Annotated in this window: 9 protein-coding genes and 2 pseudogenes; 5 read left to right on the forward strand and 6 right to left on the reverse strand. The window is 47.2% G+C overall.

Annotated features, from left to right (window positions below):
- The 4 genes from QUA23_RS30185 to QUA23_RS30200 form a co-directional block, all read right to left on the reverse strand.
- A partial coding sequence (locus tag QUA23_RS30185; RefSeq protein WP_333110677.1) for a hypothetical protein occupies positions 1-260 on the reverse strand: 260 nt, incomplete at its 3' end.
- A 183-nt stretch (positions 261-443) separates the two neighbouring features.
- Complete coding sequence (locus tag QUA23_RS30190) at positions 444-3,107, reverse strand: DUF3854 domain-containing protein (protein WP_333078908.1); 2,664 nt, start codon at positions 3,105-3,107, stop codon at positions 444-446.
- Entirely contained in the window at positions 3,107-3,346 is a 240-nt protein-coding gene (locus tag QUA23_RS30195) for a hypothetical protein (protein ID WP_333110678.1), read from the reverse strand. Before QUA23_RS30195 ends, QUA23_RS30190 begins: the two co-directional genes overlap by 1 nt.
- Positions 3,347-3,762: 416 nt before the next feature.
- A complete protein-coding gene (locus QUA23_RS30200) occupies positions 3,763-4,482 on the reverse strand; it encodes a hypothetical protein (protein WP_333078909.1) in 720 nt (239 codons plus the stop codon).
- A 456-nt stretch (positions 4,483-4,938) separates the two neighbouring features.
- Between QUA23_RS30200 and QUA23_RS30205 the strand changes: the two genes are divergently transcribed.
- The 5 genes and pseudogenes from QUA23_RS30205 to QUA23_RS30225 all read left to right on the forward strand — a co-directional run bounded on the left by QUA23_RS30205 (position 4,939) and on the right by QUA23_RS30225 (position 7,731).
- The gene (locus QUA23_RS30205; protein WP_333078910.1) at positions 4,939-5,274 is read left to right on the forward strand and encodes a hypothetical protein; all 336 of its coding nucleotides are present in this window, start codon (positions 4,939-4,941) and stop codon (positions 5,272-5,274) included.
- 175 nt (positions 5,275-5,449) lie between these two features.
- Complete coding sequence (locus QUA23_RS30210) at positions 5,450-6,196, forward strand: hypothetical protein (RefSeq protein WP_333078911.1); 747 nt, start codon at positions 5,450-5,452, stop codon at positions 6,194-6,196.
- Between the two features lie 115 nt (positions 6,197-6,311).
- Positions 6,312-6,587: pseudogene (locus QUA23_RS30215) on the forward strand (site-specific integrase); the annotation flags it as partial.
- A pseudogene (locus tag QUA23_RS30220) lies at positions 6,567-7,154 on the forward strand (tyrosine-type recombinase/integrase); the annotation flags it as partial. The pseudogenes QUA23_RS30215 and QUA23_RS30220, both read left to right, overlap by 21 nt.
- 160 nt (positions 7,155-7,314) lie before the next feature.
- Entirely contained in the window at positions 7,315-7,731 is a 417-nt protein-coding gene (locus QUA23_RS30225) for a hypothetical protein (RefSeq protein ID WP_333078912.1), read from the forward strand.
- A gap of 464 nt (positions 7,732-8,195) precedes the next feature.
- On the opposite strand, the gene QUA23_RS30230 is transcribed toward QUA23_RS30225, so the two are convergent.
- A complete protein-coding gene (locus QUA23_RS30230) occupies positions 8,196-8,630 on the reverse strand; it encodes a hypothetical protein (RefSeq protein WP_333078913.1) in 435 nt (144 codons plus the stop codon).
- A gap of 295 nt (positions 8,631-8,925) precedes the next feature.
- Positions 8,926-9,061: leucine-rich repeat domain-containing protein (locus QUA23_RS30235; RefSeq protein WP_333093962.1), on the reverse strand; the 136-nt coding region annotated here is incomplete at its 5' end.

The following is a 9,061-nucleotide window of genomic DNA, read 5'->3' on the forward strand; positions in this document are numbered from 1 at the left end:
TCAAAAACTTGGATATTTGGGTCTGATAGCACAAAGCCGTTAGAGGTTGATTCACCCATCTTGCCGCCGATAGCAGCTACCCACATGGGATAGTTGGCAGCAGCATCCTCAAGCTTCTTCCATATTTTTGGCTTAACAGTAACGGACACTACCCGACCGTCGCAGTCAAGCTCAAAGGTTTTCCAGTTGTCTTTGTTAGTCTCTACATTATTCGGAAGTTCGTTAATTTTGATGATGAGTTCAAGCTTGCCAATTGTCATAAGTAGTTTCGGTGGTTTAATGCGTTGCTTGGATGGTACGAGAGCCAGCTTTGTTATATTTTCCAGCCTAGGGGTGGAAATCGCTACAGCTTTAGCGGCCTTATGGTATTTCTCCATTTAGGACTCGAAACCAGCACGGCTCGGTCAGGATAGATTCTTACCCTGACTTAACACCCGGAACCGCTAAACCTTGGGTTCCCTCATCAGGAACGCATCTTTGGAACCCTTCGGAACTTGGACAGTTACTTCGGTCAAGTTGTGAGACTTTTTATCAAGCCTAATCAAGTAGTCAGTTTCACGACTGCCATACCCGACATAAAGCACCTCACCGTGCTGGCCCTCATGAATGTTACGAGGTTCGACGATTAGCACCCGATCGCCTTTCTTGAACTCTTTGTGGTTCGCTCCAACGTTTGCAGGAGTTGAGAGGGGAGACTGCGGTAGTTTAGCGGGGGTTAGTGCGGTAGTTGTATCCCTTACTGGCAAAGCATCAGCGGTAATTGGCGGTAGTTGAGGGGGGTTATCTATTTCTATAGAAGAGTAGCGATCTGTTTCGTCTTCGTCTGGTAAAAAATCATTTGCCCTTGAAATATTACCCTCTAACTCCCGCAACTCCCGCTGATCCTTACAGGATAAGGATTCAACTACCGCATCAACTACCGCGCAACTACCGCTAACTGGTGCATCAACTACCGCAACACCAGATAAAACCTGCGAATGAGTTGGTTGTTGGTCAGCATCGCCTCGCAAGCGCAAGCCTTCAAAAGTTGACATCCGACCTTTTACCCATCTAGCGGCCAAACCCTCGTCAGCCAGAAGGGTATCGAGGTATTTTGGGAATTTGACTATACTGAGCGCCTTAAAGCCGCCATATTCGCAAAATTCCTTGTATGCGTCGTAGAGTTTTCCGGTAAAGGTCGAAGTTGTTGGCTCAAGCACTAAATTCATGTCAAGGAAGGCAGCAACGGAATTAGATTCGACCTTCATTTCCCATTCCTTAGCTTTGAAGTCGGCAATTCTTTCGGTTCCGATACCTCGGATTGATTGAGTTACGGCAGTGTCTGGTAAAGAGAGTGCTATTGCGATGAGCGCGGGTATTTCAGACTCGAACTCAGTTTCTATGGAGTTATCGTGCCTTTCGAGAGGAATCGGTTTCGGGAAGTCAACTAGGCAGAGGCGGCGTTCCAGTCCCGTCGTGTCCCCTACAAAGATGGGTTTGTTGGAGCAAATAAGAAATAGCCCGTGGAAGAATGCGTCAGCAGCGGGGGTATGAAGCTCGCGGTAACTGACAGCATCACCACCTGTAAAACTGAGAATGCTATCAATCCCCGCTGGTTTGCGCTCATCAGCGAACACTACCAACTGTTTGTCAACAACAGATGCCCTTGTTGAGCCATCACTGAGACGGTCTAACTGGCAACCTTTGAAATTTTCTCGACCCACTACTTTTTCCAAGAGCCGGGCAAGCGTACCTTTGCCGGCACCAGGCGCACCGACCAAGTGGACAAACATTTGCAATGAGTGAAAGCGGAACTTAATTAGCGCGTTGACTATGGCTACTAGCTTGTAGACTTTCCGGTAATCCTCTTGCATTGCCATCTGCATGAAATTGTTGATCTTTGGGCAGTTCACTCTTAAGGCTTCTAGAGGGTCGCTTATATTGCCTTGCAGAGGCGTGTAATCGTAGGGTAGGTTCGATGTGAAACCCATCCCCGGTGAGTGCGGCAGGGTTTTAAATTCCACCCCGTCAAAAACGCAGTTGTTGAAGCTGATGTATCGGGTTTTGTCCCATGTCTGCCAGCGAACCTGGCGCAGATCGCATTCAAGTAGTTTTCGAGTGTTTTCGATGTACTCAATCCCTGCGTAGTCTATGTTTTTCGCGTCTAGCGTAGTCTTTACCAAGCTGGTAAATGCTCCAATCCCCGTCTTTTGCCAGCACTTGCCGTTCCATATCCGCCACGTCTTTTGCTCGTCATCAAATTTCCAGCTTGAGGCGTACTGTTCGGCTATTTCAGCAGCGATTTTACGCGCACTAGGGGGTTTGGAGCTAGCCTTCTTATTGCTCTTGTTTTTACGAGACTCTCCCATTTGAGCTTCTAGATTTTTGAGCCATTGAGAGTAAGGGATTGCATCAGCCATAATCTTTTTCACCATCTCCGGGCCGTGGTTTACCTTCACGTCGTCTATTTTTACACCCAGTTCAGGATTCCACATTGCAACCGTTACGATACAGCCTCGCTGTACAAGAACTGTAGCCAACTTTTTCAAAGCGAGCTGCACTTCTTTTTTTTGCAGGATATCCATATCAAAGACTAACGGTATCGGCCGCCCTTGCACTGCTACGGCTGCTAAGTTGCGAACGAGCTTACCCTTTCTCAGTCCCATTTCTACGCCACAAATTGCGAGGGAGGCATATCCGCAGGTCATAAGCGCCCCTGCTTTTTTTGTGCCTTCTGTTGTGGGGACTGGAATAGACGGGTCATCTAAAACCCGCTGCCAAAAATCTTTCTCTGTGTGCTGAAGTGCGATCGCATCATATTCTCCTTTTGCAGTGATATATTTTGCGCCGTCCTCATCCTCTGCTGACAACACAACAGGTTGATCGGGCTTGAACTGTCCGAAGCTTTGAAGCTTCATTGTGCTTAAGTCAAGCCCGGACACCCACCAACCGAGGGGATTCTTGTCAAGATACTTTTTCCATCCGAGCCGACTGCCGATAATTGTGCGTTCTGGGAGGGATTGAACGTTTAATCCGGTGAGCGCCTCACTGACGCCCGAGCCTTTAACCCATTCTGCCTGGTGCAGGGGAGAAGTCTTCAGTGATACTTGAGGTAATTGTCCAACCATTACACCGCACCTCCAATCGCAGCTTCAAAACCAACAGCAGAAAATTCCCGGTTAGTTGTCGTATTTGGCGGAGAATATGGTGAAATTGAGTTACAGCCCTTGTTTGAAGACTTTTTGAAGCTATGAAAGCTATGGGTAGTGTCAGAATTCGGGGAACCTGCGATCGAACCGTTACCGACAGCATTAATCGGCAAAGCAACGCTAAAATGGCGCTTTATTTTTATTACAAGGTGTGGCATGATAAGGGTAGCCGGCACTCTTTTTAGGAGGCCGACTAATTAGTAAGGGTAGGTAGTTGGCACTCTCCAGAGGAGGCCAATTATTGTTTTCCGCTGCAAGCTGTCGTGTAATCTTGGCGGACTCACGACAAAGGTTAAATTGATTCTATAACAAAAAGAAGCGCTGGGAGTTTATACTGCTAGCGCTTCTTGGTGTTGAAATTGCTTTTGGGCGTCTGATTCCAGGTGTCGGTGGAGATAACCGAGGTAAATCCATAAAGCCTCTTCAACAAACACCGCTCAAGATACTCAAGAGATGCAGAATATTCGTTCAGTGTTTGAATTAACTCTGGCGATAGGGCGATCCGATAAGCGAACCCAGAAAAACCCCGATATTAACCGGGGTATAGATTCCTAATGTCCGTGGATGTGTCGTCTCAGGACTCTTCAATTATCTCAACCAGCACCTTAACATCACCTAAAGTAGCTTTCGATTTTGGGTGCAAGGCTTTCAATTTATTGAGCAAGTCCCCTGGCTCCGGTAGGTCGATTGCTAGTGCTGGATTTTGTTGAAGTTCGGAGACTTGCGCTTCAAGCTTCTCCCGTTCTTCACGTTCTTCTCTAAGGCGGGATTGCAATAGTGCCACCGCCTTGCGTTGATTATCGATCGTTGCAGAACTAGATTCTAAAAGTTGGTTGTAGTCCTGGTGATTCTCTGTCGGCATCGAGTTTAATTGCTGCCTGAGAGGCTCGTCATCGGTACGATCGGACTGAACTGCTAACTCCCCCAGCAGTTCAGTCCTCAATTCTGCTTTCGCTCGCTCGATTGCCTCTGTCTGCGATACCTTAATGGCAGCTAGCTCTGCCAAAATTGGTTCAGTTTTTCGGGTAAGCATTTCTGTAATACGCTCGTCTAACCGGCTGTCAGACAAGTGTAGTCTTACGTTAGAGGCTTGTTGTCCTACGTTAGCGGGTGTGGGTAAGACAACAGAGCCATCGGACAGCGCTTCGATATTTAGTCGCAAAACTTCCATCAAAATTTTAGAGCGATCGTACCCGTGTGGAGTTTTTGCGGGATAGCGTTCTAGGCCTAGGCTGTCGATTGCTTCCAGTAAATCCGCGTCACAGCGGAAAGTAACGGACTTTTTTTCTGTCATACATTTTACCAATGTCTTATAGTGTCTTACTCAAGATTAAGACACTACTTGATGTTTGGTAACACGTATAAGCACAAGATAGTCTTACGAGTATTTTATACGTCTTACAAACCTGACAAACTCGTCTTACTACCCTTTACCCTCGGTCTTACCTATTCTTATGATGTAATACAAACAAGTAAGACAAGTCCAGACGCCACACACCACAAGAAAAAATCATGATCAACCTACTTGTCGCCAAGTTCAACCAAATCGCTTCAGAAATCGACAACACTAACCCTCAAATTGCCACCCTACAAGCCAAGCTCAGCGAACTACAAGAACATCAGTAGTAACTGCTGTCAGTCGAACCAGCTTGCCAGAGCGCACTCTCCTAAGTTGACACGGCGTCGATGATGATGCGCCCCGTCGATCCGTCGCACGTTGAAATTTTCCAAGATGCGTTGGTAGTTAAATTTGGCTGCTAAGCGATCGGCATCTTGGAATCGGTCACGCCGGAACCCGCCGAACCACATCGCACCGAAACCACCTGCACCATATACTCCCTGGGCACATAAAACCGATGCAGTGATTGACGTTGAAGCTACACACGCACCGAAACCCCCTATACCGATCGAGTCAGAATCCTCACCACCAAAGGATATTGAGCAAGCCCTTAAAGAAATGCCCTTCCCCCTCTTGCGGACGCTTGCCAAGTTGAAAGGTACGGATGCGCGCGGAACCAAAGCAAACTTAGCAGCGAGGTTAAAGGCGATCGTCACACAGTCTAATGTGCGGGCCGCCACCACATAACCCAAAAATTACTCCCCTAGCTAAAGTCTAAAACCAATAACCTCATGCTGTCTTACATTATCTTACATTAGTTAGACAAAGTTTCAGACAATTAGTCTTACTACTTTGACGTGAGTCTTACAACCTGCCAATCTGTAAGATATAACGTAAGACACAACAAACCACCGCCCGAAGTTTGGACACAGGGGGCGGTGGAATTAGCCCAAAAGGTAGGACTGACACGATTCTAGTACAAACGACTGCCAGCACGAGCCCCAGCCCAACTTCTCCCGTAGCACTGACTTGTGCCGTCTGCCCATTTGCCCGCCACATTGAAGATAACCGCTACGTGTGCCAAGTGTCGGAGACTGCCGCCGATGTAGTTCGCGGACACTGGACAGACAAAGTATCGTGCCACGAGGCGATCGTCCAAGCGAAAACCGAAAAAGTTGTTGCCCCTCCCGTCACCGAAATCGAAAGACTGATCGCCCACATCCACGCAACCGAAGAAACTTCGATCGCACCTGCAAAACTCTCAACCACTAAAACTGCAACAACCGCATCAATCGCGACCGCCGCCATCGGAACTGACGACGAGCTGCCCAACAGAGGAGACAATGGCAGCAACCGTGTGGAGCCGATCGCAGCACCCAAAAAACTAACGCTGACATTGGTTGCTGTCAAGCGCATAGTATCTAATGTGGTGGCCTGTAACGAAGATCGCAACGAACTAGAAATTGCTGGCGAGTTTAGTTTGGCGATTGGCGGCTTCATCATTCCCCCGGTAGTAATTCGCGACAGTAACGGATACAAGATTATCAGCGGGCATTTTCAGTACCACGCGGCGGTTGTGGCACGACAGTTAAATCCCAAAGCCGGCGAAACGATTCTGGCGATTGTCCTTGAATCCGAAAATCAAACGACAGCCGAGCGCACTACTTAAGATGCTGAAGTTCGTAGCTTAGACGCCGTGACCACACCCCAGCCCTGAGATGGGGCATTTTAGAATGTTTGAATATGACATAACAACGCTAATGTAGTATTGAAGAATGCCCAAAATGACTCTCGCAGCTTCCAATCCACCGGCTCCACAAGTCATCGCTCCCGGCACTTCTAATGCCCAAATAATTGATTTGTGGGTTCACGGCAAGTCGAAAAATACGGCGGATCTCTACCGTCGCGTTGCAACAGAGTTACTGGCCACTATTGATAAACCCCTTCAGTGGCTGACTCTCCAAGATTTTCAGAGCTTCTCTGATACGTTGGAAGGAAAGGAGTTGTCTCCTTCCTCCCGTCGCACCTATATATCTGTTGTGAAAAGTCTACTATCTTTCGCTCATCGCACTGGTCTGATTCCAGTTAATGCAGCGACTGCCTTGACTACGCCAAAACCGAAGGATACACTCTCGCAGAAAATCCTCTCTGAGATCGAAGTGATGATGATGATTGCTTTGGAGCCGTGCGATCGGAACAAGCTTGTCCTCAAAACCTTTTACTACGCTGGACTCCGGGCTTCGGAATTGTGCGACTTGAATTGGGAGGATTTGACCCCCAACGGTGAAAACGGGCAACTCTTGATTTATGGCAAGGGCGACAAAAGTCGCGTGGTGCTACTTCCCGCGTCTCTGTATCGGGCAATTTTGAACAGCAGAGGGGATGCCGGAAATTCTGAACCCATCTTCAGGAGTCGCAAAGCTACCAACGGCGGCCGCTTGCACAGGGGTTCGGTGACGCACTTGGTCAAGGAAGCTGCTAAACGCGCGGGAATTTCTGAGAAGGCTAGCGCTCACTGGTTGCGGCATTGTCACGCTTCCCACGCTCTCAACCGGGGAGCACCCATTCACTTGGTATCCCAAAGTTTGGGCCATGCGTCGGTTGCCACGACTTCTAAATATTTACACGCCAAACCAAACGATTCCAGCGGTCTGTATCTGATAACTTAGCGGGCGATCTGATGCGATCTAAGTTGAAGGCGTTGAGGAAAAGACAGCCCAAAACTGCTCGATCTAAACTATCCATATTTATCGTATATACTTCTCTAATAATTTCATCTAAAACTCTATGTTTATTCCATTGATTATCGCTTTGTCACAGCCTGTTAATCTAGCACAAGCTCAACCTTGCAAACTCTCGGTAATGGGCGATAAAGAAACCAACAATTGTCCACTTTCAACGGGAGTATTCGCCTCAAAGGAATGGACAATTAAGCTTTCTTATTGGGAACCCGGAGTTTGTGTTCTAAAAGGGATCAATCAAGTTAACGGCAAAAAGATTGAGGCTACAGGAGATGAAGTAAGAGGAACTGTAGATCGACCACAATATCCATTCAGTGAAGAGATAGGAGAGACTTTATACCTTGTCACATTTCAAAGGGGTGACCGAAACACGATTAGACTCGAAATTTTTGCAGATACTGTTCCCGTTTACAACCAGTTGCTCTATAAAACATCTTCTAACGACCCATTTTTTGGACGATAGAAAGAGTATTTTAACCCTGCTTTATGGAAACAGAACCCCTATTTGTCGCAGCAGGCGATCGCCTTCGGCGACCGCTAACAGAGTCTCCGCTGGTCTTTTTAGTCAAAAAAAACCGAATCAAAACGAATCAAACGGAATCAAGTGTGCTTGGTTTCAATCCCTGATAGGGCTTTAGGTTTTTTGCGACGGTTTGCAGTAATGCAGTAAGTAATGAAGGAGTTTCAAGCCCTGATAAGGTTTTAAGTTTTTGTGGCATAAGGCCATAGAAATTATCTCAGCACATCTCCGGGATGAACCGGGGTATAGATTTTTAATTCCTTTTTGGGGTTTATATCAAATCCGCTAGCATCGGAATAGTAAATTCGAGTTCACTGTTGACGGTTGACGGTTGAGAGTTGACTGTTCACGGCGTCAACTCTCAACTGTCAACCGTCAACATCATTCCGGTGTAACCGGAAATGATATTACTCTTCAATCATCTCCAAAATTGCCTCAATGTCTGCGAGTGTTGCCGCTGATTTCTTACGCTTGGCTTTCAGCCTGTTTAACAAGTCAGCAGCCTCTGGTAGCTCAATTTCAGCGCGTCGAGTATGGTACAGCTCAATCCTCATGTCACTCACTAAATTTTGAAGTCGCTTACATTCACCCTTTAATCGCTTTATTTCATCAACTAAACCGCTTGTATCAGGCAATTGAGACTGTTTTTTGTCTACTTCGGAACCACTACGGCTATCGGCTGTGTCACGCGGTTCGATTTTTTTGTCAAGTTGTCGGGCATAATCTAGAGTAGCGTCAGCCAGGGCAATCGGAACTCGAATGGTGCGAGTTGGGCCGCTCTGCCAAGCAGCTTTGAAGCGGGAATCTTTGATTGAATCTTCGTGTCCTTTAGGGTTAGGCATAACAAATGAATCCCTTGTGTCAAGCGTTTGATTTAGTCTAGCAAGAATGCCCAGTAGTATCAAGCGCGTGACACACGAATCTTTGGTGTCCTCAGCCGGACGGGCAGGCGGCTATTTTTCCGATGGCCGATTTTTTTAATTGTGACTACGAAGAAGACTGTGGCGGCCAGTCGTAAAAATCCCGCTGGGGAGCTTTAGGCGGGGATAGGGTAATTTCCCACTCGCTCCAAAACCTTGTTCTAGTTGGGGATACTCTAATTTTCTGAACTCTCAAGTTTTAAGAGCTGGGTTATTGTTACCAATTACAGATAGACTCTGGCTGGAGAGGACAAGTCTTGGGTGCGCTCAAATTTTTGCTGAGGTAAAGAGCGGTCAGTTTAGTCAAGGATGCTAGCGGTTTAATGTCCTTGATTTGATTGTTGTTGAGGTTG

The sequence above is a fragment of the Microcoleus sp. Pol1C5 genome, assembly GCF_036701115.1.
Classification (GTDB): Bacteria; Cyanobacteriota; Cyanobacteriia; order Cyanobacteriales; family Microcoleaceae; genus Microcoleus.

Coding starts and splice junctions, on each gene's coding strand:
- QUA23_RS30190 (WP_333078908.1), bottom strand. CDS start 3,107: ATGGTTGGACAATTACCTCAAGTATCACTGAAGACTTCTCCCCTGCAC.
- QUA23_RS30195 (WP_333110678.1), bottom strand. CDS start 3,346: ATGCCACACCTTGTAATAAAAATAAAGCGCCATTTTAGCGTTGCTTTG.
- QUA23_RS30200 (WP_333078909.1), bottom strand. CDS start 4,482: ATGACAGAAAAAAAGTCCGTTACTTTCCGCTGTGACGCGGATTTACTG.
- QUA23_RS30225 (WP_333078912.1), top strand. CDS start 7,315: ATGTTTATTCCATTGATTATCGCTTTGTCACAGCCTGTTAATCTAGCA.
- QUA23_RS30230 (WP_333078913.1), bottom strand. CDS start 8,630: ATGCCTAACCCTAAAGGACACGAAGATTCAATCAAAGATTCCCGCTTC.